At 32.1% G+C, this 24,111-nt stretch carries 25 protein-coding genes; 8 read left to right on the plus strand and 17 right to left on the minus strand.

The genetic code is table 11. The features are described from left to right. Positions 1-11: 11 nt before the first annotated feature. Positions 12-971, minus strand: a complete 960-nt coding sequence (locus ABD011_RS07685) for a LysR substrate-binding domain-containing protein (protein WP_343797160.1) — start codon at positions 969-971, stop codon at positions 12-14. A gap of 103 nt (positions 972-1,074) precedes the next feature. On the opposite strand from ABD011_RS07685, the gene ABD011_RS07690 reads away from it, so the two are divergent. After that, the gene (locus tag ABD011_RS07690; RefSeq protein WP_262732701.1) at positions 1,075-1,554 is read left to right on the plus strand and encodes a Dps family protein; all 480 of its coding nucleotides are present in this window, start codon (positions 1,075-1,077) and stop codon (positions 1,552-1,554) included. A 79-nt stretch (positions 1,555-1,633) separates the two neighbouring features. Here the strand turns inward: ABD011_RS07690 and ABD011_RS07695 are convergent, their stop codons facing one another. Beyond that, on the minus strand, positions 1,634-3,079 hold the full coding sequence (locus ABD011_RS07695; RefSeq protein WP_343797163.1) for a hypothetical protein: 1,446 nt from the start codon (positions 3,077-3,079) through the stop codon (positions 1,634-1,636). 131 nt (positions 3,080-3,210) lie between these two features. On the opposite strand from ABD011_RS07695, the gene ABD011_RS07700 reads away from it, so the two are divergent. From ABD011_RS07700 to ABD011_RS07710, 3 genes are read left to right on the plus strand one after another with little or no spacing between them, the layout of a single operon-like run. Beyond that, on the plus strand, positions 3,211-3,723 hold the full coding sequence (locus ABD011_RS07700; RefSeq protein WP_343797165.1) for an RNA polymerase sigma factor: 513 nt from the start codon (positions 3,211-3,213) through the stop codon (positions 3,721-3,723). A gap of 59 nt (positions 3,724-3,782) precedes the next feature. Continuing rightward, positions 3,783-4,712 carry a FecR family protein gene (locus ABD011_RS07705; RefSeq protein ID WP_343797167.1) on the plus strand — a complete coding sequence of 310 codons (930 nt, stop codon included), beginning with the start codon at positions 3,783-3,785 and terminating at the stop codon, positions 4,710-4,712. 20 nt (positions 4,713-4,732) lie between these two features. Further along, a complete protein-coding gene (locus ABD011_RS07710; RefSeq protein WP_343797169.1) occupies positions 4,733-7,006 on the plus strand; it encodes a TonB-dependent receptor plug domain-containing protein in 2,274 nt (757 codons plus the stop codon). A gap of 13 nt (positions 7,007-7,019) precedes the next feature. On the opposite strand, the gene ABD011_RS07715 is transcribed toward ABD011_RS07710, so the two are convergent. From ABD011_RS07715 to ABD011_RS07740, 6 genes are read right to left on the minus strand one after another with little or no spacing between them, the layout of a single operon-like run. Continuing rightward, the gene (locus ABD011_RS07715) at positions 7,020-8,354 is read right to left on the minus strand and encodes a DUF58 domain-containing protein (RefSeq protein ID WP_343797171.1); all 1,335 of its coding nucleotides are present in this window, start codon (positions 8,352-8,354) and stop codon (positions 7,020-7,022) included. Beyond that, the gene (locus ABD011_RS07720; RefSeq protein ID WP_335974904.1) at positions 8,354-9,424 is read right to left on the minus strand and encodes an AAA family ATPase; all 1,071 of its coding nucleotides are present in this window, start codon (positions 9,422-9,424) and stop codon (positions 8,354-8,356) included. Before ABD011_RS07720 ends, ABD011_RS07715 begins: the two co-directional genes overlap by 1 nt. 2 nt (positions 9,425-9,426) lie before the next feature. Then, positions 9,427-10,626 (minus strand): DUF4350 domain-containing protein, encoded by a 1,200-nt coding sequence (locus ABD011_RS07725; RefSeq protein WP_343797175.1) that lies wholly within the window; start codon positions 10,624-10,626, stop codon positions 9,427-9,429. Continuing rightward, complete coding sequence (locus tag ABD011_RS07730) at positions 10,623-11,309, minus strand: DUF4129 domain-containing protein (RefSeq protein WP_343797177.1); 687 nt, start codon at positions 11,307-11,309, stop codon at positions 10,623-10,625. Before ABD011_RS07730 ends, ABD011_RS07725 begins: the two co-directional genes overlap by 4 nt. 49 nt (positions 11,310-11,358) lie before the next feature. Continuing rightward, positions 11,359-12,303 (minus strand): hypothetical protein, encoded by a 945-nt coding sequence (locus tag ABD011_RS07735; protein WP_343797179.1) that lies wholly within the window; start codon positions 12,301-12,303, stop codon positions 11,359-11,361. After that, positions 12,290-13,267: a stage II sporulation protein M gene (locus ABD011_RS07740; protein ID WP_343797181.1), complete on the minus strand. Its 978-nt coding sequence runs from the start codon at positions 13,265-13,267 to the stop codon at positions 12,290-12,292. The genes ABD011_RS07735 and ABD011_RS07740 overlap by 14 nt, the downstream gene beginning before the upstream one ends. Positions 13,268-13,290: 23 nt before the next feature. On the opposite strand from ABD011_RS07740, the gene ABD011_RS07745 reads away from it, so the two are divergent. Both ABD011_RS07745 and ABD011_RS07750 read left to right on the plus strand, forming a co-directional pair. Further along, on the plus strand, positions 13,291-14,031 hold the full coding sequence (locus ABD011_RS07745; RefSeq protein ID WP_343797184.1) for an RDD family protein: 741 nt from the start codon (positions 13,291-13,293) through the stop codon (positions 14,029-14,031). Then, on the plus strand, positions 14,031-14,645 hold the full coding sequence (locus ABD011_RS07750) for a trimeric intracellular cation channel family protein (RefSeq protein WP_343797186.1): 615 nt from the start codon (positions 14,031-14,033) through the stop codon (positions 14,643-14,645). The genes ABD011_RS07745 and ABD011_RS07750 overlap by 1 nt, the downstream gene beginning before the upstream one ends. Before the next feature lie 8 nt (positions 14,646-14,653). On the opposite strand, the gene ABD011_RS07755 is transcribed toward ABD011_RS07750, so the two are convergent. The 4 genes from ABD011_RS07755 to ABD011_RS07770 all read right to left on the minus strand — a co-directional run bounded on the left by ABD011_RS07755 (position 14,654) and on the right by ABD011_RS07770 (position 18,684). Continuing rightward, a complete protein-coding gene (locus ABD011_RS07755; RefSeq protein ID WP_343797188.1) occupies positions 14,654-15,010 on the minus strand; it encodes a bleomycin resistance protein in 357 nt (118 codons plus the stop codon). A gap of 25 nt (positions 15,011-15,035) precedes the next feature. Continuing rightward, positions 15,036-15,698: a DUF6630 family protein gene (locus ABD011_RS07760; RefSeq protein WP_343797190.1), complete on the minus strand. Its 663-nt coding sequence runs from the start codon at positions 15,696-15,698 to the stop codon at positions 15,036-15,038. Positions 15,699-15,748: 50 nt separating this feature from the next. Beyond that, positions 15,749-17,911, minus strand: a complete 2,163-nt coding sequence (locus ABD011_RS07765; RefSeq protein WP_343797192.1) for a M3 family metallopeptidase — start codon at positions 17,909-17,911, stop codon at positions 15,749-15,751. Between the two features lie 62 nt (positions 17,912-17,973). Beyond that, entirely contained in the window at positions 17,974-18,684 is a 711-nt protein-coding gene (locus ABD011_RS07770) for a peptidylprolyl isomerase (protein WP_343797194.1), read from the minus strand. Between the two features lies 1 nt (position 18,685). Between ABD011_RS07770 and ABD011_RS07775 the strand changes: the two genes are divergently transcribed. Together ABD011_RS07775 and ABD011_RS07780 are read left to right on the plus strand one after the other, a co-directional pair. Continuing rightward, on the plus strand, positions 18,686-19,327 hold the full coding sequence (locus ABD011_RS07775; RefSeq protein WP_343797197.1) for an NUDIX hydrolase: 642 nt from the start codon (positions 18,686-18,688) through the stop codon (positions 19,325-19,327). Positions 19,328-19,373: 46 nt separating this feature from the next. Then, positions 19,374-20,171, plus strand: a complete 798-nt coding sequence (locus ABD011_RS07780; RefSeq protein ID WP_129760562.1) for a lysophospholipid acyltransferase family protein — start codon at positions 19,374-19,376, stop codon at positions 20,169-20,171. Between the two features lie 43 nt (positions 20,172-20,214). On the opposite strand, the gene ABD011_RS07785 is transcribed toward ABD011_RS07780, so the two are convergent. The 5 genes from ABD011_RS07785 to ABD011_RS07805 form a co-directional block, all read right to left on the minus strand. Further along, the gene (locus ABD011_RS07785) at positions 20,215-20,856 is read right to left on the minus strand and encodes a hypothetical protein (RefSeq protein WP_262732712.1); all 642 of its coding nucleotides are present in this window, start codon (positions 20,854-20,856) and stop codon (positions 20,215-20,217) included. A 4-nt stretch (positions 20,857-20,860) separates the two neighbouring features. After that, a complete protein-coding gene (locus ABD011_RS07790; RefSeq protein ID WP_129760564.1) occupies positions 20,861-21,355 on the minus strand; it encodes an RNA polymerase sigma factor in 495 nt (164 codons plus the stop codon). 62 nt (positions 21,356-21,417) lie between these two features. After that, positions 21,418-22,086: a lysoplasmalogenase gene (locus tag ABD011_RS07795; RefSeq protein WP_343797200.1), complete on the minus strand. Its 669-nt coding sequence runs from the start codon at positions 22,084-22,086 to the stop codon at positions 21,418-21,420. 121 nt (positions 22,087-22,207) lie between these two features. Beyond that, entirely contained in the window at positions 22,208-22,705 is a 498-nt protein-coding gene (locus tag ABD011_RS07800; protein ID WP_262732714.1) for a hypothetical protein, read from the minus strand. Between the two features lie 81 nt (positions 22,706-22,786). Then, entirely contained in the window at positions 22,787-24,046 is a 1,260-nt protein-coding gene (locus ABD011_RS07805; protein WP_343797202.1) for a DUF6161 domain-containing protein, read from the minus strand. Positions 24,047-24,111 lie beyond the last annotated feature (65 nt).

Genomic DNA, 24,111 nt, shown 5'->3' on the forward strand with positions numbered 1-24,111 from the left:
AAAGAGCGGTTTTAAACCGCTCTTTTTGTTTCTTTAACAGCTAAAGGACTTATGATTTCAACATTTTGAAATGCAATAGCACCTCTTATAATTCCTGAAATTACATTGTGTAGTGCATCAATAATTTGGAGTTTAAGCTCGCTTTTATGATAAATGATGCTCACTTCTCTTGCTGGACTTGGCTCTACAAAATGATGTAAGTTTTGTTTTAGGTTATCATTAAGCTCCATAGTATGTAAATAAGGTAAAAGCGTCATTCCTAAACCTTCGTTTGATAGTTTTATCAAGGTTTCAATACTACCACTTTCTAACTGAAAATGTTCATCGGTATTGTTTTTTAATACTTTACAAAGATTAATAACACCATCTCTAAAGCAATGACCATCTTCAAGAAGTAGCATATCGTCAATTTCAAGATCAGAAACTTCAATGTTTTTCTTTTCATGTAATCTATGACTACTAGGTATGTAACCAACAAAAGGCTCGTAATAGAGTACACGTTCTTTTATGGTTTCGTCCTCAAGAGGTGTTGCAGCAATAGCAGCATCTAGGTGACCTTCGTTTATACGCTCTATAATTTCTTCAGTCGTTAACTCTTCAATTTTAAGTTTTACTTTAGGGAATTTTTTAATGAATGTTTTTAAAAACATTGGCAATAATGTAGGCATTATGGTTGGAATCATTCCAAGTTTAAATTCGCCTCCAATAAACCCTTTTTGTTGGTCAACAATATCTTGTATCCTATCAGATTCGTTAACAATATTTCTGGCTTGATGCACAATTTTTCTTCCTACATCAGTAAGTTCAATAGGTTTTTTACTTCTGTCAAATATTAAAACATCAAGTTCTTCTTCGAGTTTTTGTATTTGAGTACTTAGCGTTGGTTGGGTTACAAAGCACTTTTCAGCAGCCTTAGTAAAGTTTTTATGTTCAGCAATTGCTAAGACGTAATGTAATTGTGTTATGGTCATTTAATTAATTTTAGCTATAAAAATATAAAAACTATCAATTAATTCTATAGCTGATTGTGTTAATTATAATTTAAATTTGTAATGAATTAAAAAACAGTAAATTATGACTTTAAATAGTATAGGTTTAGAAACCAAGAAAACACAAGAAATTGCTAATGATTTAAACATTTTGCTAGCAAATTTTCAAATATATTATCAAAATTTAAGAGGAATTCACTGGAATATTAAAGGGAAACGCTTTTTTGATTTACACGTTAAGTTTGAAGAATTATACACTGACGCCAACTTAAAGGTTGATGAAATTGCAGAGCGTATTCTTACTTTAGGGACAACACCTTTACATACGTTTGAAGATTATACTAAGAACGCTAAGGTGCCAGTTGGGAAAAATGTTTCTCAAGATGAAAAAGCAGTACGATTAATTGTGGATTCATTAACCGAATTATTAAAGATTGAAAGAAACATATTAGATGCTTCTGATGAAGCTAATGATGAAGGTACAAACTCGATGATGAGTGATTTTATTACTGAACAGGAAAAAACTGTTTGGATGATGAAAGCTTGGTTAGACGAATCAATCTAACCGTTTGTTAATTGATTAATAGCAAAAAGCCACTCGATAGAGTGGCTTTTTTGGTTTAAAACTTAATATATCAGCGCTATTAATCACAGTTTAATAAGATTTCAGCTGCTGGATTTACTGAGCTTGTTACGGTTAAACTATTTACTTGATTGCAATCCACAAAGTGCCAATCATCACTAAAGTTACCAATGTCTGAAATAATACTTACAATAGGATAACCATCATTGCTCATTTCTATAGACCATTCTCCTGTGGTTGAAAGTCCAGAACCAGTTATTTCTACTGTATTATCAGAATTAAACTCGTAAGTTGTTGTTCCGTTTAAAGTCCATGGGCATTCTAACAGAATTATAACAACATTTTCTGTTGTGCAATCAGTGTTTCCTGAACAATCTACAAAGTCTGCTTCAGTATATCCTTCACATTCAGCTAAACACGCATTTAAAAAACTGTATATTTCTATTTGTCCATCAACTTCCACTTCAACACAAACAGTAATGTTTTCTTCATCATCACAGTCGCATTCATCATCAATTTCGCAATTCACAAAATCTTCTGCACTAAACCCTTCGCAAATAGCGTAGCATTCATTGTCAAATTCTATTATTTCTAAATTTCCAGTTGGTGTTTCAATTTGAACACAAACAGGGTTATAGTCTTGGTAACACTCACAATCATCTGTAAGGTCATCATAACAGTCTTCTAGTAAATCATTAAAACTCTCTTGGTTTTCAATAGTTTCTACATCACCTTCTTCAGTAGTTACATTAAAAGGATATACAAACCCGAAGTAGAAAGAGTTGTAAACAGCAGTGTTTAACTCCTCTTGTGAATTTACAGTAATAGTTAGGTTTTGATCTGTAATAACTGAAATTGGGAAATTGAACGTAAAGCACTCATAAGTAGTATTTCCATTGTAATCTCCTTCACAACTATCAATAAAATCATCTGCATCAAAACCATCACAAATTGCATAGCAAGAATTAGGGTAAGTTACTGTAAAAACAACGCCTGCAACATCAGTAACTTCAACACAAATAGGGTTGTAGTTTTGGTAACAATCGCACTCATCTTGGTCATCCCAATCTAAGCTCTCTATCAAATCATAAAACTCTGCTTCAGAATTAATAGTAATTACAACTATTGAATTTGAATTTTCGTCATAGACTTCAACATTAAAAGGAAATTGAATACCATCAATGTATAAATTGGTTGACGAATTGATTAAGATTTCAATTAAATCGTCTAAACTGTTAACGTAAACAGAACTGTTATTGTTAAAAGACAAGTGTAAAGGATATACAAAATCAAAACCGAAATCGAATACTATGTTACCTGAAGGGTTTCCTGAAGCAGTTACATTTCCATCACTATTAAATTGTTGAGACAACCTATTTAATGATAGTGTTATAGCTTCGGTTTTTTGAATATTTAATTCTTCTGAAATTGGCTCGTTTTTAGAACAAGATGTAAATAATCCTGTAACAAGAGCAAAACTGACAAATAATAATTTAAAATGTTTCATCATAGAAATTTTTGGTTCATATTTTTTTTAGCGATTAATCATACCTAAGACAACGCACAAAAAAAATACCCTACTTTTTTACTCAATTTTTTTTTATTTAGTTTTGAGCACACCGATTTAATTATTCGTGAATGTCAAAAAACCAACACCCAATTTGTAAGTCAGACACTTTTAAGGATCTGTACCAAAAATATGCAAAAGATTTGAGACACTTTGTGTTTTTCAAAACTCAGGATATGGACAAAACTGAAGATATCGTTCAGGAAACGTTTGTAAAACTTTGGGAAAATTGTAGTAAAGTCAATATTGAAAAAGTGAAAAGTTATATTTATTCAGTAGCTTCAAATACGTTTTTAAATATGGTAAAACACGATAAGGTGGTACAAAAACATCAAAATAGTGTGTCGAGTCATCAATCTAACGAATCGCCTGAATTTATTTTACTAGAAAAAGAGTTTATGGAAAAATTAGAACGTACTATACAAGCATTACCAGAGAAACAAAAGGAAGTGTTTTTACTTAATAGAATAGAAAAAAAGACCTATAAAGAAATTGCTGAACAAATTGATATTTCTGTTAAAGCTGTTGAAAAGCGTATGCACGCAGCCTTATTAGTAATGCGAGAAAATATAGGTAATATTTAATTTTTTTAAAAAAAAGTAGGGTATAACAAAAGTGAGTTGTCATATATACAGTTGAAATAATGAAAGAACAAGATTTACATAACACAAACAATACGTATTTAGCACAATGGTTGGCTGGAGATATCTCAGATGAGCAGTTAAAAGAAATGGTGTCTGAAGCTGATTTTAAAGCCTTTTTAAAGCTGCGTAAGGGTATTAATACTTATGCTGATTTGAATGCTGAAACCGATTCAACTTTTGCTAAAATACAAGAGCAAATATCTCATAAAAAGCCTGTTAAGGTAAGGCAGTTGGGAACTCAACGTTGGTGGTTGGGTATTGCGGCTTCTGTTGTGGTGTTATTAGGAATTTTCTTTTTGTTAGATAATGATACAATTTTAGTTGAAACAAATTTTGGCGAACAAAAAACTATTGCACTTTTAGATGGTTCTGAAGTTATTTTAAATTCCAAATCTACCATAAGCTATAACGAAAAGAATTGGTCTAAAAACAGAACACTTCAACTCAATGGAGAAGCGTACTTTAAAGTTCAAAAGGGAAGCACTTTTACTGTTGAAACCGCAAATGGAACAGTACAGGTTTTAGGTACACAATTTAATGTAAATACAAATTTAGATTTGTTTGAAGTGGTATGTTACGAAGGTAAAGTACGTGTAGAGAGTAAAGAGAAGTCTGTAGTGTTATTGCCTTCTAATAGTCTAAGACGCATTAACGGAAATGATTTGGAGCAGTGGAATGTTGCCGACCTTAATCCAAGTTGGATTCATGGTGAAAGTAGCTTTAAAAATGTACCGTTAAAGTATGTTATTTCAGCCTTAGAATCTCAATATGATATTACTATTAATTCCTCAAAAATAAATGACAACATTGAATTTACAGGAAGTTTTCCTCACAATGATATTAATATAGCATTGCAAACTGTTTTTAAATCGCTAGGTATACCTTATAATGAAAAAGAAAAAGAAACTATCTATTTAGGAGTGAAGTGAAAAATATAATTGTTTACTTTATGATGCTATTGTCTTATTTGGCCTTTTCGCAAGAAGAGGCTAAATTTTACATTGGTTTTAATGAAGAACCACTAGCATCTGCCTTTGAAACTATAGAGCATACTTACAATATTAGATTGTCTTATGATGCACAATTGACTTCAGGAAAAAGTATTACAATTACACCACAGTATTTAGCACTAACTGATTTACTTTCTATTGTTGAAAATCAACTATCTCTTTCTTTTGAATTTATAAATAAACGTTACATTATAGTTCATAGTATTGAAAGTTCTTTGCAACTTCAAAAACTTGAACGAATTGTAATTACTAGTTATCTCACGCAAGGAATTTCAAAACAAGAGAATGCTTCTTTTAAAATTAAACCTAAACGTTTGGGTGTTCTTCCTGGTTTAACTGAGCCAGATGTATTAGAAAGTATTCAATTATTACCTGGTGTAATTAGTCCTAATGAAACAGCTTCAGGACTTATTGTAAGAGGAGGAAAACTAGATCAAAATAGAGTGATTTGGGATGGTATCAACATGTATCACAAAGGACATTTGTTTGGAATGTTATCACCTTTTAATTCGTATGCTACAGATGAAATCGAATTTATCAATAAAGGGTCTCATCCACGTTATGGTGAACGCGCTTCGAGTGTTATTAATATGTCAACAACCAAATCTGTAGCAAATACAACTAAAGCACAAATAGGATTAAATGGTATTCATACCGATGCGTTTTTAGAAATGCCTCTTATTGAAAATAAGTTAGCTGTTCAAGCCTCAATAAGATCGAGTTACACAAATTTATATCAATCCTACACTTTTGATCAATTGGCAAAAAAAGTTTTTGAAAGCACAAAAATTAGCGATGTTGAAAACTCTAACAACGACTTTAGCTTTTTGGATTACAATGTAAAATTAAATTTTAAACCCAATACAAAACATAGCATTTTTGCTAGTATAATTTCTATAAACAATGAGTTGGATTATACGGTTTCTGGTACTGATAATAAAATGTTCAACGATGTAATGCAAATCTCAAATTCAGGTTATGGTTTAGGATGGGAAGCTCAATGGCAACCCAAGTTGAAACAAGTTACTAATCTCTTTTTTTCAGAATATGAGCTTGATTATAATTATATCACTTTTGAAGATGAAGAAGAACAATCCAATTTTGAAAAACGCAATGTTATTTATGATTCTGGGATTTCAACAGAAATACAATATCAACTAAATTCTCAGCAAGACCTAACTTTAGGTTATCAATATGTGCTTAAGGATGTTGGATATATTTTTAAGAACACAGCTAATCTTGAGTTTATTCTGGATCAAGACGATTCAAAAATTCAAACTCATAGTGTTTACACCAACTACGATTATAAAAACCCTAAGCTTTTTAATGTGTCCATAGGAGCAAGAGCTACGTATTATGAGGAGTTGGATGCTTTTAGATTAGAACCAAGACTCTTGCTTTACAAAACACTCCTAAAAAACTTAACGCTTCAACTGTCAGGTGAAGTTAAACATCAAATTTTAAGTGAAATAGATGAAACGGTTATAAGTGACTTGTCTTTGGAAAACCGACTTTGGCGTTTGGCTAATGGAAAGGAATTTCCAATTATAAATAGTAAACAAGCATCTTTGGGATTCATATATGAAAATAAAGGTTGGATGCTTGATGTTGATGGCTACTATAAAACTATGGATAATATTACAGCTTTATCTTTTGGTTTTCTTAATCCTGAAAACAGTCAATACAATATTGGTGAGCGTGATGTGGTAGGAGTAGATGTTTTTTTGAAAAAGCGTTATAACAAGATTAATTCATGGATTGGTTATGGGTTTAATCACTCTAGAAGCAAGTATGAAAACCTTAATGATGAAAGAGCGTTTACATCAAGGTCAAACGTTTTACATGCTGTAACAGCTGCTGTAAGCTATAAATTATCTGATTTTCAAATGGCATTAGGTTGGCGTTGGCAAACAGGAAAACCGTTTACTGCATCAACTGTAACCGAAGATGGATATGAGTTTAATGAAGGAATTAATACTGAACGCTTACCAAATTACCATCGTTTAGATTTTTCATCAACTTATGATTTTAGTTTTTCAAATCGAAATAAGCTTAAAGGAAAAGTAGGTTTGTCTATTCGTAATATTTACAACCAAAATAATCTCATTAATAGAGAATATATAGGTAATAACGATTTTGAAAATGAAATCGAACGAATAGATAAGTTTTCATTAGGATTAACACCTAATTTAATGTTTCGTTTGTATTGGTAAATGAGTAATCTTTCTACAATAATCCTCTCGCTTTAATCTCAAGGTATTTGTTAATAGTGTTTATGGTTAAATCTTCTGGAGCTGTAAGTATGCTTTGTATGCCATACTTTTGAAGCTCACTTACAATCAGTCGTTTTTCGTAAGCAAATTTCTCAGCTATGACTTTGTCATAAGCCTGCTGTACTGTTTCTGCCTTGTCTTCTATAAGCGTGTTTAATTCAGTGTTCTTAAAGAAAATAACTACCAAAAGATGGTTTTTAGCAATACCTTTTAAGTAGGGAAGTTGTCTGTGTAATCCATCTAAAGTTTCAAAATTGGTATACAACAACATCAAACTTCTTTGGTTAATGTTTCGTTTTACATCAGCATAAAGTCTTCCGTAATCACTTTCAAAATAATCGGTTCTTACATTGTAAAGAGTTTCTAAAACAAGATTCATTTGCGACGTTCTACGTTCGGCAACAACAATGTTTTCAACCTTTTTAGAAAAAGCCAAAATACCTGCTTTATCTTGCTTTTTTAGAGCTACATTAGAAATTACCAAAGAAGCATTGATAGCATAATCCAATAAGGTTAAACCATCAAAAGGCATTTTCATAACACGTCCTTTGTCAATTACCGAATATACAGGTTGCGATTTTTCATCCTGAAACTGATTAACCATTAACTGATTGGTCTTAGCTGTAGCTTTCCAGTTTATAGTGCGTAAATCGTCTCCTAAAACATACTCCTTAATCTGCTCAAACTCCATGGTATGACCAATTTTTCTAATCTTTTTTATACCATATTGATGCAGGTTGTTGCTAATTGCCAACAAATCGTATTTGCGCAATTGCATAAAGCTAGGGTAGGTTGGTACCATTTTGTTTTCGGCACTTACAAAGCGTCTTGCAACTAAACCAAAAACAGATGAAGCATATATGTTTAGTTTTCCAAAATGATATTCGCCACGTTCAACAGGACGCAATTCATACTGTAGTTTTGAAACACTAGATGCTTTTAAACGTCGTTCAATATTAAAGTTTCTAACTTGGAATTGCACAGGAATTTCATCAATAACTCTAACATTTACAGGAAAGGTGTAGAAATTTTCCAACGTAAGTTCAATAGCGTTTTGGTCACCATTTGAGAATTTTTCAGGAAGTAAACGGTTACCAACAACACCTCGTTTTGCCATAAATAACAGTAAGGTGTCCAAAATGGTTAATGCGACTAATAACAATACCAAAAGCTTAACAATATTGAACAGTCTTGGGAAAATAAAACTGACAATAAATAGCAGTATTATACCTAAGCAGGCATAAAAAAATCGGTTTTGTATGTAAAACGGTTTTAGGCGTTTAAGCATTATCTTGGTATTTCTACAGCTTCAATAATTTGATTAATAATTTGTTTTGTGGTAATACCTTCCATTTCGCGTTCAGGAGTTACAATTACTCTGTGTTGTAATACAGGAGTTGCCGCTTTTTTAATGTCCTCAGGAGTTACAAAATCTCGTCCAGCAATAGCAGCAAATGCTTTACTTGCTTTTAGTATTGCTATAGATGCTCTTGGTGAAGCTCCTAAATATAAAAACGGATTGTTACGTGTGTTTACAATAATATTTGCAATGTATTTTACCAAATGCTCTTCTATAATGATTTGGTTAACAATATCCTGAAACTTTTTAATTTGTGCTTTGTTAAGATGAGACGTTACCTTATCGGTTTTTAAATCGCCTTTAAGCGCTTGTTCTCTGTTAAGGATTTCAACTTCTTCATCAAGGTTAGGATAATCTACATCTATTTTAAATAAAAAACGGTCTAATTGCGCTTCTGGTAAGCGGTAAGTCCCTTCTTGTTCTACTGGGTTTTGAGTTGCTAAAACAATAAAAGGTAAATCCATTTTATATTTATTACCATCTATAGTAATTTGGCGTTCTTCCATAACCTCAAAAAGCGCAGCTTGTGTTTTTGCTGGTGCACGATTGATTTCGTCAATTAAAATCATATTCGAAAATATTGGACCTTCTTTAAACTGAAATTCTGATGATTTCATATCAAAAACCGAAGTTCCTAAAATATCACTAGGCATAAGGTCTGGTGTAAATTGAATACGACTAAACCCAATATCCAATGACTTTGCTAATAGTTTAGCTGAAATGGTTTTTGCAACACCAGGAACACCTTCAATAAGCGAATGTCCATTTGCTAATAACGACGCCAAAAGCATGTCTATCATTCCTTTTTGACCTACAATAACTTTACTTATTTCTTGCTTTATTGATGCAATACCTTCTTGTAACTCGCTAAGGTCTATTCGGTTTTTAAAACTAATGTTTTCGTCTTCTGTAATAGCGTTTTCAACAGGTTGTTGAGTGGTTTGCTCATCTTGTTGAGGTTGTAATTGCTCGTCTTGATTTTCGTTTTCGTGCTCCATAATTATTTGGTATAAAAATCTTCTATTGCTTTATTTAAATTGAGTAAATCATCTTCATTGCAACTAGGTTTTGCTTTTAAATGTGCAATAAGGTTGATGAGTTTTTGAGTTTCGCTTTCGTCTTTTCCTGATTTTAAGACTAAAGACTTTACAAACTTTTTATCCAATACTTGTGTGTCTAAATAATACACACGCCTTATATGTTCTAAAAAGTAAGTTATTTTTTTATTGACAAGATTGTCGTGGTCTTTTGTTTCGTAATATAGGTTTCCTATAGTTTTTGTAAAGGCTACAGTTGTATTTTCTAATGGTTTTATCACTTTTACAACACGTTGTTTTCGTTTTGCATTAAAAATCATAAATAAAAATATAGACAATAGTGCTAAATACCAAGCATAGCGTAAAGGTGGTTGACTTAAAATAAATCGTAATGGCGAACTTCCTAAATCTTTACCAAACTTATTTTTTGAGTCAAAATAAATAGTGTCGTCAGGTAAGTAAGACAATGCAGCAGCTGCATACTTCTTATTATTTTTTTTGAGTAAATGGTAGTTGGTAAAAACTACAGGCTGCAAGTGTAAAAAGATATTGCCTTTTCCCCAGTTTACTTTTATAAAATTGACACGTTGTTGTAATGAGTCAAACTTTTGATAGCCTAGAACGGTTGTGTAAACAGTATCTAATTCTGAAAAGTAGATGTTGCTCATACCTTTTTGTATGGATATAGAATCCTGTTTAAGCCTAGGATTTGCAAAACTTAAATTTGCAGCACCTTTAAAACTATAATCGTTGTCAGTTTGAAAACCTAAACTGTCAAAAAATGTCCTTGGAGGATAACTGGTTGACATGAAAATGGAATTTCCAAAGGACGCAAAATCCAATAATTCTTGAGCTGAAACATCATCGGTAGGAGAGAACTCATTAATTTGAATAAAGTTTCCAGCAGTAAGATAGGTGCTATCTTCCCAACTGTAGTAATCGTCAAAATACTCATAAGGTGTAACCTTTATATCATGCACTTTACTGGTTGGAAAAAGGGTTTCCAATTCGCTGTGTAAAATATAAGTACCATATGGTATTTTTTGATTTTCGTTATAGGTTTTAGTCCAGTTTACTGGTGGAGGAGTAGAAAACTCAACAATTATAGCTCCTACAAAAAGTAAAACTAAAAGACCTATGTATATTTTTATGGTTTTGTTCATGCTTTTACGTTGTTTATAAAGGTTGTAAATGCATGTTTAGCTTTGTCAAACTGTTGTGTGTTGACATCAAACTCACCATACCAAATGTAATTATATAAGTAAGAGGTGTAAGAAAATTGATCTCTATTGGTTTTTGATTGTAATTCGTACAGATAGTCGCTGTCGGTTTTTTCTACATCGTAATCAATAAGTTGCGCATTGGTTAACGATCGTAACAACCATAAGTAATAATAACGGACTGCAAGTCTGTAATTCTTTTCACTTTCAGCAATTTCAATAAGCGATTTAAAATCGGCTACGTGAATGTTGTTTTCAATATCAGTAACCGGAACAATATTTTTTTCAGAAGATTTTCCAAACACCCAAGTGCCTTCTTTGTTGATAATTGCTCTAAAAATAAAATACACTACCAGTAGAAAAACGACCACATAGAAAATTTTTAAAGCAACCTCGGTAAATGACGATGCTTGCCCATCACCACTTAAATTAAATAGTTTTTGAAACAAATCGCTTAACCATTGTTTAAATCGAGTCCACCAACCAGACTGTTCTACTGTGCGTTCATAAATGTAATCGTTACCAGAATACTTATCGGTTAACTCTTCAAAATGACGTTTTTCAATAGGCGAATTGTCAGTTACTAAAGAATCAGACGCAGTTTCAGAAGCAGAAATTCCAAACATTGTTGTTAATGACCCAAAGTAGAAAAGGATAATATGTATAAATAAGAATTTATTCACCAGAACCAATTTGATCAATAATGCTTTTGGTGTTTATATTTTCATTGTCTTCTTTTAAACTGTAAAACACAATACCTTGGTTAAGTTGAACAATTACATTTAGTATTGAGCTTACTAAAAAGGTTAATAAGAAAATTGCAATCATCATTACTGTCATTGTACCAGCAATTTCCTGTGGGTTATTCATAGTGTCTCCTTGTTCTATGGTAGTAAATAAGCTTGCCATACCAAAAATGTAAGGTATTAAAGCAATAATGTTTTGTACAATGTAGCTCATTAAGAAAAAGATACCAACGCTACCTATTGCAGCCCAAAATTTTGAGCTTATTAAGGTCCAAGCATATCCAAAACATTCCCAAATACCTTTTTTGTCTTCAATATATTCTATAAGAGTAGACTGATAAAACAACGCTACAAAACCAATAACAAGTGGTAAAAGCAGCATACCAATAATTGTAATTACTAGAAGAAACATGGCTACTCCGCAAACAATCATTAAAGGAATACTAACTAAAATAGCACATACCAGAAAAATGAATATTTTACCAATATGTTTTTTATATAAGTCAACAATATCACGTGTTTCAAAGTTAGAGCCACCACGTTCGCTGTATAATTTTAAATAGATAGGAACGAACGAATAGGAGACAACACCAGCAATTAATCCAACAGTACAAAACAAAATAATGAGTACTATAAAAATTCCCATGTTTTCATTCATGTAATCATCAACCACAGATGGATTATTAGACATTAATCCTCCAAAAACGATATCAGTATAAAACTTTGAAAAAAAGTAACCCAATACCATAAGTATGATGAGGAAAATTCCATTTACTATAAAAAATTGCTTAAAAAGGTGTTTTCCGCTTTGCTTTAAAAATGCAAAAGTGTCTTGAAAGAATTCACCAAAGCCTCTAGATTTATATAGTTCCATAAGTTGATTTAAGTTTTTTGTTTAAAATGAAAGGGTAAACCAAATAGTAGTAAGAAATTATAAAAAGGGTAACTAATATAATTCCTACTGATAACCAATTGGGCATAGTATTATAGTGTCGTGTAACATAACCCTCTAAAAAAGCAGCAACAACAGTAAAAGGGATAGTACTTAGAAAAATTTTAAATGAATCTTTAAAGCCATTTATAAAAGAGGTTAGTCTTGAATATGTTTTTGGAAATAAAATGCTCGCTCCTAAAATTAGTCCTGCTGCAGCTTCTATTACCATTGAAAAAATTTCAAAAGTTCCATGTATCCAAATACCTCTCACACTCTCCCAAAAAGTACCAAATTCATAAAACATATGTTGAAATGTACCTACCATTATGCTATTGTACATCAAGATAATAATAGAACCAATTCCACCAAAAATTCCCCAAAAATAATTGTTTATAGCAACTCTTAAATTATGATAGAGAATACCTAAAAATGTTCCCCAAGTGGTATTAGTGCCATAAATAGCTAATGGGTTTCCATTTTCAATGTTTTCTTTAGTTTGGTTTACATAACCATCGGTCAAAATAAGTCTAGTAAAACCATCATCGTTTGCAGAAGATAGCACTCCAATAGCCACAAACGAAGCAAAAATTAAAAAGGCATAAAGCACATAACGTCTGTATTGGTAAACAATTAGCGGAACTTCAATTTTCCAAAAATGCACAAATCGATTAGTGTCTTCGCGCTTGGTTTTATAAATTTTTTGAAAAGCTTTGGCGGCTAAGTTGTTTAAATAAAGAATTGTTTTACTTTTGGGATAGTAAGTTTGAGCATACGAAAGATCGTTTACTAAGTGTATATAAAGTGATGCGAGTTCATCAGGATTTTTAAGGGTTTTTCCAAAAATAGCCTTTTCAAAATTGAGCCATTTTTCTTTATTTTGTTTAATAAATGCAACTTCTCTCATAAGCTATCAAATTAAAGTAATAAATGGTAGAGTTACAAATAAACACCACTCAAAATGTAAATATAAATTTCACAGCAGCTAGTGTTGGTGAGCGAATTTTGTCATATATTATTGACCTTATCATAAAAGTCGCATATTTTGTTGGGTTTGGTTACGTGATATTTGATCTTCTTGATTTTAATTCGATTTATGATGACTTAGATGGTTGGTCTAAAAATGCTGTGATTGCTATTTTTTCTATCCCAGTTTTGTTTTACACTCTAACGTTAGAGTCAATTTTTGATGGGCAAACAGTGGGTAAGAAGGTTATGAAAGTTAAAGTTGTCAAAATTGACGGTTATCAGGCATCTTTTCCTGATTTTTTAATGAGATGGTCATTAAGATCAATTGATATGCTTTTTATTGGCTTTGTCGCTTTAATCTCTATTGTAACTAGTAAAAAAAGTCAACGTTTAGGAGATATGGCTGCTGGTACATCGGTAATTTCATTAAAGAATAATGTAAATATCAGTCATACTATTCTTGAAGATTTAGAAGATACTTACACACCAACATATCCTTCGGTTATTAAATTGTCTGATAATGATGCACGTATTATCAAAGACACTTTTATAACTGCCAAAGCAGCCAAAGACTACACAACGCTTATAAAGCTGCGTAAGAAAATAATTGAAGTTATAGATATTAAAGAAGTGAATGGTAACGATATTGAATTTATTGATACCATACTTAAAGACTATAACTACTATACACAAAGCATGTAATGTTTTTTCAGGTTATTGACATACTAGGTACTATTGCTTTTGCTATTTCAGGTGTTTTAGTCGCTATGAATAAAAGAATGGATCCATTTGGAGTGCTTATTATAGCATTTGTAACTGCTGTAGGTGGTGGAACTTTAAGAGATACACTTATTGGGCAAACTCCTGTGTCTTGGATGATTAATATGACTTACGTGTATGTTATTTTAGGAGCAACCTTATTTGCTATTCTTTTTAAAAACTATATTAACTATTTAAGAACGTCACTTTTTTTGTTTGATACTATTGGTATTGGACTTTACACTGTGGTTGGAATTGAAAAAGGTATAACCATTGGTTTGCATCCTATAATTTGTATTGCGCTAGGAACCATGACAGCTTGCTTTGGTGGTGTGATAAGAGATATTTTATGTAACGAAATACCTGTGATTTTTAGAAAAGAAATTTATGCAACAGCTTGTATTTTGGGTGGACTTACTTATTTCTTGCTTAGTGAGTTTTTAACCGATTCTAACTTTGTGTTTGTAATAGCAGGAGTAGTTGTAATTGTTATTCGGCTTTTAGCTGTGAGGTTGAAAATAAGCTTACCTAGTTTGTATAAAGAAGATAAAGCATAGTTAGATGCTTAAAGGCTTTGTCCAAAGGTTAATAGATTACTGTCAGGATCAAGTATTGAAAATTCTTTTTGTTTCCATGGTTTAATTTCCAACTGTCCGTTTGGATGTATTCTAACTTTATTGTCTAATAACGACTGATAAAAATTATCGATATTTTCGGCTCTAATATAAACTTGACCATAATTTTCTTCTGGATTAAGATTTTTGAACTCGAAAAAATGAATTTGAATATTGTCTTTTTCTAACATTAGATAACCTTCATAGTCAACACTACCAAATTCTTTAAACCCTAATTTTTCTGTGTAAAAAACTTTAGTGGCTTTTTTGTCACGCATTGGGAGTTTTGGGTTGATGCTAGTTAACATAATCAATCTTATTTTTAAAGTAGTATTAATCTGAACTTAAAGAATTACCCCATTCAATTTTTCTGACTTTAAATCCAATTTTTTCGATAAGCGAAGTAAATTGGGTTAAATTGTCTTTTTTTATCAATACAATTTGATAGCTATCACTATTTATATCTACATCTCTTAAGGCAATACCTCTATCATTAAGCGCGTTTTCATATTTTTCAAAAGCATGATGAATCGTTTTGTCTTCATCTGTGTTTAAAATATCTTTAAAATCAATATCTATGTTAAAGTTGCTTTTAAGAGCAGTTTTAATATACTTTTCAAGTACATCAGAAGATTCTTTCCAGTCTAAACAACCGTAGAAATATACATTTTGATAATATTGAAAGTTAATAATTTCTTGATTAATAAACTCTTCTTTAATATCCCAATTGATAGTCTGGTTTTCTTTTTTAACTTTTTCAGCAATAAATGATTTTAGTTTTTTAGCGTCTTCATGATTTATTGTAATATCAATGCATTTATATAAGTACTCTAAACTTTCTTTTTTCTTTTCATTGCTAATGAAAACGCTTGGTTCTTTTTTATTTAGACCATTTGGAGTGGTTTTATTTTCAATTTTTCTTTTTCTATAAGAGTAAAGAGTTGCGCTAATGATGATAACAGCAATTATAATTTTTATTGTATATTTTAATTCCATAGAGTATAAAAGAAAAGGCGTTGAAAATTATTCAACGCCTTTTTGTTAATTTAGTTTTGCGGTACAGGAAATCCTCTATCACGCATTAATGCTTCAATTTTAGCATCACGACCTCTAAATAGTCTGTAAGCCTCAGCAGGATCCATAGCGTTTCTAGGAGCAAACAAATACTTCACCAATTTTTCAGCAACTGCTTCATCATAAAAACCACCTGGAGCTTCAGCAAAAGCTTCTGATGCATCACTAGTTAATACATCTGCCCACATGTAACCATAATATGCAGTAGCATAACCTTCACCAGAAAATACGTGTCCAAAGTGAGGTGTTCTATGACGCATTGGTAATTCTTTTGGCATACCAAGTTCGTCTAAAGTTTCACGCTCAAACTTATCAATATCTATATTGGTTGGATCAGCTAAGTGTAATTTCATATCAATTAATGCAGAAGCTAAATATTCCGTCGTACCAAAACCTTGATTAAACGTCGAAGCTTTTTTGATTTTTTCAACCAATTCAGCAGGCATTGGTTTTCCAGTTTCGTGGTGTACCAAGAATTGATTAATCACCTTGTCAGTAGATAACCAACGTTCTAACAATTGCGATTGAAACTCGGTATAATCTCTAACACCACCTTGTAAGGTTGGATACTTCACATCAGCAGCAAAGAAGTGTAAAGCATGTCCAAACTCATGGAAAAATGTTGTAGCATCATCCCAAGACACTAATACTGCTTCTCCTGGAGCAGGTTTTACAAAGTTAGAGTTGTTAGATGCCAATACATTGGTTTCACCATCAAATGACGTGTAACTTCTGTAAGTAGTTGCCCAAGCACCTGAACGTTTACCTTCACGAGCAAATGGGTCTAAATACCAAAGACCGATATGTTTTCCTGAATCTTTATCAGTAACTTCCCAAACGTTTACATCTTCGTTAAATACAGGAACTGAGCCTTCTTCAACAGGAGTGAACTTGTAATTAAACAATTCTCCAGCTACAAAGAACATTGCTTCGGTTAACTTATCTAATTGAAGGTATTGCTTTACTTCATCGCTATCTAAATCGTATTTCTTTTTACGAACTTTTTCAGCATAGTAACGGTAGTCCCAAGGTTCAATAGTTATATTATCACCATTTTCATTAGCTACAGCTTGCATGTCTGCAACCTCCTCTTTAACTCTTGCTGTTGCTGCAGGCCAAACTTTTAGCATTAAATCCATAGCGTTTTCAGGGGTTTTTGCCATTCGGTCTTGTAATCTCCACTCAGCATAATTGTCATAACCTAAAAGCGCTACACGCTCTTTACGTAGTTTTAAAATCTCAGCAATAATTTGGTTGTTGTCGTATTCGTCACCATTGTCTCCACGAGAGTAGTAGTTTTCCCAAACTTGTTTGCGTAACTCACGGTTGGTAGAGTAGGTAAGGAAAGGGTCCATTGAAGAACGTGTGTTTGTAATGGCATACTTACCTTCGTGACCTTTATCTGTAGCGATTTTAGCAGCAGATTTTATAAACCCATCCGAAAGTCCGCCTAATTGGTCTTTGTTCAAGTAAGTCACATAGTTTTCTTCGTCATGTAAAACATTATTAGAGAATTTAGTGTACAATGACGATAATTCTTTGTTGATTTCAGCGTAACGTGCTTTTTTAGCAGCATCAAGGTTGGCACCATTCATTTCAAACTGCTTGTAGGTTAAATCTACAACACGTTGCTCTTGGTCACCTAAAGGTGTTTTTTGTGACGCATCATAAACCGCTTTAATACGTTGAAATAATTTTTCGTTTTGCGAAATTTTAGATTGGTAATCTGATAGTTTAGGTGCTAACTCTGCTTGAATTGCTCTAAACTCAGGAGAAGATACATTACTACTAAAAATACCATAGTAACGTGATACTCGGTCTAACTCTTCAGCAGAACGCTCCATAGCAACTATAGTGTTTTCAAAAGTTGGAGGTTCAGGATTGTTGGCAATAGCTTCAATGTCTTTTAAGCCTAATTCCATTCCTATTTCCATAGCTTCTTTAATGTCCTCAACCTTCATTTTGTCAAATGCAGGAACGCCTTGGTAAGGACCTGTCCATTCTTGTAGTAAAATATTATCACTCATGGCAACGTCATCATTTTGTTGTTGGCTCTCTTCTTTACAAGCTGTAAAAGAGATTAAAGCACATAAACCCAAAGTTTTAATGTGCGTAGAAAAATTGTGTTTTTTCATTTAGAAAGTAGTTTAGTATTATGCTGCGGAAGGTATTAAAAATCTATAAAAATGATTCTTAATTATTTTATAATTTCTACCTTTTTAATGTATATATTATGCAATGGCCATTCGGCTTCATCGGTTTCTTGTGCTGCGATTTTATCTACTACGTCCATTCCATTTATTACTTTTCCAAAAATGGTATAGTCTCCATCCAAATGGTAAGAACCACCAGGTTTTTGAACAATGAAAAACTCATAAGGTGATGCCAATTTGTAAGGATTCTCAATTTCGCTACTTGGCATGCTCACCACACCTCTGTCGTGTCTAAAACCACGTTTGGTGTCAGTAGGTAAGAGGTAGCGACCAATGTCTTTTCTTTTGTTCATAACATCAGGATCGTCAGTGCTTCCACCTTGTATAATAAAGTTATTGACCACTCGGTAAAATTGTGTGTCGTCAAAATAACTTTGCTTGGTAAGAAAGATAAAATTAGCTCTATGGAATTTGGTTTCGTTAAACAATAAGATGTCTATAGTACCAAAATCTGTCGTAATTCGTACTTTGTTTTCTTTGTTGTGCTTTTCGTACTCCAAGAAAAACTCCATAGCATTCTCATCGGTTAGATAAGGGAATTCTCTTTTAGGTTCAGTAATAGTATCGGTTTTTGGAGGTTCTTTTTTGGTTTCTGTAGTATCTGTTGAAGGTATTGTATTATTTTTTTTAGAAGATTTTTTATCTTCACAGTTCGTTAAGGCAAAACAAAGGCAAACCAATAAAAGAATTCTCATAATGAATTTTAATGCGTTTTTAGATTCTGTTTCAAAAATAAAAAATCTACCACTACCAGGAGAAGCTTCACAAATTAAAATGTCGCCTCCTTATCGTTTGGAGCTTATGGCAAAGCAAAAAGAAGCCATGAAAAACTCCAAGCACGCTGGTGTTATGGCATTATTTTATCCTGATACCAAGCAAAACGCAAAACTGTTGTTAATTTTAAGAAAAACCTACAAAGGTGTGCATTCGGCTCAAGTAGGATTTCCTGGAGGAAAGTTTGAAAAAGACGATACGTCATTAGAATTTACTGCTTTGAGAGAAACACGAGAAGAGGTTGGTGTATTGGAGCAGAGCATAAAAGTGTTGCGAGCGTTAACGCCAATGTATATACCACCAAGCAACTTTACTGTGTTTCCGTTTTTTGGAATCACGACCACAATGCCTAGTTTTATAAAACAAGAAGAAGAGGTTGAAGATTTGATAGAAGTTGAGCTGTCTCATTTTTTAGATGATAGTACAATGATTAAAACTTCTGTACCAACCTCTTACAAAGTAAATGTTGAAGTTCCTGCTTATAAATTGAACAATCATATTGTTTGGGGAGCCACTGCAATGATGCTTAGCGAGTTAAAAGACTTGTTAAAACAAGTGTTATAAAATAACAGTTTTCTTACATTTGTAGCTTACTAACTAATAAAAATCTATGGGATTATTTAAAAAAAATCCTTTCGGACATATTCTTTTTTTGAAAAAATGGCTCATTAGAATCTTAGGCGCAATGACTCACAGACGCTTTAGAGGTTTTAATGAACTTAAAATTGAAGGCTCTGAGGTTATCAAGAATCTTCCTGATGCCAATGTGTTGTTTATTTCTAATCACCAAACCTATTTTGCAGATGTTGTGGCTATGTTTCACGTGTTCAATGCGAGTTTAAGTGGAAGAATAGACAATATTAAAAATGTAGGTTATTTATGGAATCCTAAGCTGAACATTTACTACGTTGCTGCAAAGGAAACCATGAAATCTGGTTTGTTGCCAAAAATTTTGGCGTATGTAGGTTCGGTAAGTATTGAGCGCACATGGAGAGCAGAAGGACAAGATGTTAACCGACAGGTTAAAATGAGCGATATTTCTAATATTGGAAAAGCCTTAGACGATGGTTGGGTTGTTACATTTCCGCAAGGAACCACAACGCCTTTTAAACCTATTAGAAAAGGAACAGCGCACATTATTAAAAAATACAAACCTATTGTTGTGCCTATTGTAATTGATGGTTTTAGACGCTCTTTTGATAAAAAAGGATTGCGTATTAAAAAGAAAAACATCTTACAAAGCATGGAAATAAAAGCACCTTTGGAGATTGATTACGATAACGAAAGTATTGCTGAAATTGTTGAAAAAATAGAATACGCTATCGAGCAACATCCTTCGTTTTTAAAGGTGATTTCCCAAGAGGAACTACAAGCGCAAGAAGAACTCAACAAACTACGTGAGTGGTAGTTTTATTAGGTTATCTCTTTTATTGTTTTGAACTTGTTTTTAACTATACTTCCAGCTTTTTAAGCTCTCTGTAGTTGTTGTTAAGACGTTTGAGTAAAATACCATAAATAAGCCAGTAAAACCCAAGTAGCACTAGTATTGCGCCACCTAGAGTAACTATGGTTAGTCCTATAATTTTAGCGTAGAATGTAAAGGCTTCACCATTGGCCGAAGCTAGCTCTACCTTAGAAATAACATCTTCGTTTTGGCTAAATTCAATATACAACGCTATAACTGCTGAGGCAATCATAAAAATAAGGTTAAAAGCTACATATTGCTTTACAGTACGTCTGGTTTTTAGGATGTTTTCCATAAGTACTTTTGCGCTGTCAGTTACAGAAATTCTGCGGTAGTTTCTATAGAATAGATAAAAGAAATACGCCAAAACCACATAACCTAAAATAGCAAAAGGTATGAGTAAAAAGTCGCTTTCTAACTCGTCAAAATGTTTAGCGTTCTTATTGTCTTTCAATAAGAAACTTATTCCTGTCCAAAATGCAAATTCTAAAAGACTGATAATAAAAATCCACTTGACAATAGATGATGATTTTTTTAATATCATTTTATAAATCTCATTGTAAGTCAACTTTGGGTAGTTGTCTTCTCCCTTTTTCCAGTCTTTCTTTAATAATTCTAACTCATCCATAAGCTTACGGATTTAATATTGTTTTTAGTTTTGTTTTCACTCTGTTCATCTTCACTCTTGCATTTACCTCAGTAATTCCCAGAGTTTCACTTATTTCACTGTAATTTTTATCTTCTAAGTATAAAAACACCAGTGCCTTTTCAATGTCGTTTAATTGGTGGACTGCTTTGTACAATAGCTTTAGTTGTTGCTCTTCGGTGTCGTCGTATTCTTCCGATTTTATTTTAAACTGAATACTCTCAAACTCCTGTGTTTGTATGGAGCGTTTAGATTTTCGGTACAACGTTATTGCTGTATTTAAGCCAACTCTATACATCCATGTGCTAAATTTTGAGTCGCCTCTAAACTTAGGATAGGCTTTCCATAATTGTATAGTTATTTCTTGAAACAAATCATTGTGCGCTTCTTGATTATTGGTGTATAATCTGCAGACTTTGTGTACAATGTTCTGATGCTTTTCAAGCTGTTCTACAAAACTATGTTCAAGTTGTTTGTCCAAATTTCAATCAGTTAGTTGACTATATGTAGCTATAAAAGGTGAGTTGTTACACTAGTTTAAAATTATTTGTTTTTTAGTAAGCCTAACACTATGAAATACTGTGCCAAAGCATACGTTAGCATAATGCTGATGTTCGATAATGGTAAGGGTTTGTAAAACTTGTTGAGTGCCAAAATACTATCAGAAAGCATAAACAGCAATGCGCCTAAAAATACTAGCGTATAGCTTAGTGGTAGCACTTTACCTTGTCTTAAAAACGCAGTTGCAGCCATAGTTAAAATTACTAGCATATAAACCGTTACAGGATACAGCATGTCTCCAAGACCATCAAACATTATATAAAACAGTATTGCAGCATACAGCAAAGCTATAAGTGTAAATACATAAGGGTTTTTGTTTGGGTTTTTATGTTTTAAAAATACTATGATGTACATAATATGAGCCAGTAAAAAAGCGATAAGCCCAAACATAAAATAACCTTCTGATTTGTGTACAAACATTAACAACACATCACCAAGCAAAGAAAACAGTAAGGCAAATAAGGTAAGTAGCTTTAAGGTTTTGTTGAGGTGATTACTGCTTGTTAAAAAATAGGCGATAAGCGACACCAAAATAGCTGGTTTGGTAACATAATGCAACCCATTTAGGCTTTCAACACTACTGCAAATAAGCTCTGCAATAACAATGATAAAAAAGATGATACTAAAGCCTTGTTCTTTTTTTGTAAGCATAATAGATAATTAATGCTTAAAGGTACTAAATTGAATATGGAAATAAGAATAGGTTGATTTGGAATGTTTGAAAGAAAACTAGAATTAGTAAATTAATTATTAAGCGTATTGCTAATAGTTACTATTTATTTAAGAGTTTTTCAGTTCTATTCATTTTTGGGTGCTCTTTTATGAATTTAATCAAAACTGAATCGGTTAATTCAATCTTTTCAAATTCATTTGAGTCAGTTATTGACAAATTTGACTTATAAGTTTTACCATCATATTTAAAGTTTGTTGTTAGCCATGGCGGACTTTTTGCGCCATATTCTTTTTTTACAACGATACCTTTAATGTAAATTCCTTCTTTATCAATTCGATTTTGTATTCTGTTGGTATTCAAAAAAATAATTAAAAATAAAAATGCGAAAATGCCAAAAGAAATATTGATAATTAGTTTCCTCTTGATTTTTGGTCGTATCTCAGTCATAATTCCGAATACTATGGAAGTTAGAGCAAAATGACAAAGTCCAGTTAAAACAAAAAATTCGATATTATATAATTCCTTGTACCAAAATAAATAAATAGCTATTTCCAAACTAACTATTATAATTCCTGATATGATTAAGAATTTTTTCAATTCATTAGATATTGATTGGGACAATTATCCACAACAGCTATGGTTGTGAGTAGTTTGTAATTATTGTTGCTTACTGGTTTTTTATTTGCTCATAAATTTTCCGACAATATCATTCGGCATTGTGGGTGATGCATCATCTTTTAAAAGTCCAGTTTCGGCTCGACTGAATAACGCTTGCATAATTAATTTTTTATCCTCTTTATCAACCGTTGAATCTTTTAATAACGATAAATAGAAATAGGTTAAAGTGTGTCTTTCTTCACAATCGCGAGCTAAATGGAAAGAACTAAACATTACTTTTGTAACTGCTCTTATCGCAAAAGCCATAAAAGAAATGAAGGTTATGTAAATAATTGACCATCGGATTGCGGCACTTTTATCTCCACTGAAAAAAGACTCATAAATTTGTTCTGGTGTTGTCCAGAGCAATTTACCTAAAGAGGAAACTACAATAAGTATGAGAGCGATTAATACACCTAAAGCCATCCATCCTTGCTTCTTTAATTTTTTGGCTCTTTCTGACCAGTATTTTGCTGGTTCCTCTAATTTTAGTTTTTCTTGATAGGTGTTTTCAAGTTCTTTTAATCTCTTGTCCGATTTTGAGCTGAATTTCTCAAAATCTCCTTTTGTATTTATAAACCAGTCCGAATAAGTTTTTTCTTTATCTTCTTTAAAGTCATCTATTGCTTTTGAATACTCTTCATATTTTTTAGTATTATTTTTTAAATGCTCAATCAACTGACTTTCTAATTCTGGAAGACTATTTTCAAACTTTGTGCGTAGTCTGGAAAGAGATAGCTTATCTTTATTTCTTCTTTCTGTAATTTCAGTTGAATCTTTTAATGTAAATTCATAAGCTAGCAAATAACCATTTAGGTTATCCTTGTTATTTATGTTTTGGTTTAGATTACCAGTTAAATAGGAATAAGCTCCAATAAATGATTTTGGATGATTTTTATAAACCTCAATTAAGAAGTCGGTTTCAGGGCAGTCATAAGTGAAATATGAATTTGTGTTATTTTGTATTTGGTTTTTAGTACTTCTAAAATAGTTTTTTAAACTCGCTTCACTTTCTTGAGACCTATAAGAGTCGGTAAAATTTACTAAATGGTTTTCTATAGATTCGAAATGTCTTTTCGAAGCAATTAATTCATTCGGTAAATTTTCTGATAATTTTCCCCAACCTCTAATTTGTTGATTTACAAATTTGTGTAGGTGTCCAAATCCTTTGAATTCAAAACTTAAATTTAGATGTGAGTAGTTCATTTCGAATTCAACAGAGTTGAACCAATCGGTATTTGCTGTTTCGGATAGTTTTTTTCTAAATTCTGTTTGCGTCATCTTTTTTAGCTTGCAGGTAACTCTCAACGAATTTAGTTTTTTTATCTGACAGTCATACAGTTATC

It is taken from the genome of Gaetbulibacter jejuensis (assembly GCF_039524015.1).
Lineage (GTDB): Bacteria > Bacteroidota > Bacteroidia > Flavobacteriales > Flavobacteriaceae > Gaetbulibacter_B > Gaetbulibacter_B jejuensis.